This is a genomic window from Bartonella sp. MU70NMGDW (assembly GCF_042194085.1).
GTDB lineage: Bacteria > Pseudomonadota > Alphaproteobacteria > Rhizobiales > Rhizobiaceae > Bartonella > Bartonella grahamii.
In genome coordinates, this window is record NZ_JBHIMK010000385.1 from 1 (window position 1) to 1,082 (window position 1,082).

Annotated in this window: 1 protein-coding gene; it reads left to right on the top strand. The window is 43.2% G+C overall.

Annotated features, from left to right (window positions below):
* Window positions 1-1,082, top strand: a 1,082-nt coding sequence (gene guaB, locus ACFIKE_RS11160) for an IMP dehydrogenase (RefSeq protein ID WP_375649999.1), incomplete at both ends; no start/stop codon positions are given.

Here is a 1,082-nt window from a genome sequence, read left to right on the forward strand (position 1 = left end):
CGTAATATGTCTCCTGCAGAACAGGCAGAAGAAGTCCGCCAAGTAAAAAAGTTTGAATCTGGTATGGTTGTTAATCCGGTGACAATTGGACCAGATGCAACACTTGAGGAAGCGAAATCTTTGATGCGCTCTCATGGCATTTCAGGTATTCCGGTTGTTGAAAATAGTGTTAAAGGTGAGACAGCAGGACGACTTGTTGGTATTTTGACCAATAGAGATGTTCGTTTCGCATCGGATCCAAAACAAAAAATTTATGAATTAATGACGCATGAAAATTTGATCACGGTGCGTGAAAATGTCAAACTTAATGAAGCAAAATATCTTTTACATCATCATCGTATTGAAAAATTATTAGTTGTGGATGAACAAAATCGTTGTGTCGGACTGATAACAGTTAAGGATATTGAAAAAGCAAAATTAAATCCAAATGCTGCTAAAGATTCTCAAGGGCGTTTGCGTGCTGCAGCAGCCAGTAGTGTTGGGAATGGAGGGATTGAACGTGCTGAACGCCTCATCGACGCGGGTGTTGATGTGTTGGTTATTGATACAGCGCATGGGCATTCTCAACATGTGCTAGAAACTGTTGAACGAATTAAAAAGATGGCTTCCTCTCTAGCTGTTATTGCTGGGAACGTAGCAACTGCTCAAGCAACGCAGGCATTGATTGACAGTGGTGCAGATGCGGTAAAAGTTGGTATTGGTCCTGGCTCTATTTGCACAACGCGTATTGTTGCTGGTGTCGGTGTTCCTCAACTTGCAGCCATAATGAATGCTGCAGAAGTTGCTGAAAAAGCGGGCATTCCCATCATTGCAGATGGTGGAATCAAAGCATCAGGTGATTTTGCTAAAGCTTTAGCTGGTGGGGCTTGTGCAGCGATGATTGGATCTCTTTTAGCAGGTACAGAAGAAAGTCCTGGTGAAGTTTATCTCTATCAAGGCCGATCTTTTAAAGCCTATCGTGGTATGGGATCTGTTGGTGCTATGGCACGAGGATCGGCAGATCGCTATTTTCAAGATGATGTTCGTGATGAACTTAAGTTGGTTCCTGAAGGTGTGGAGGGGCAGGTGGCTTATAAAGGTCC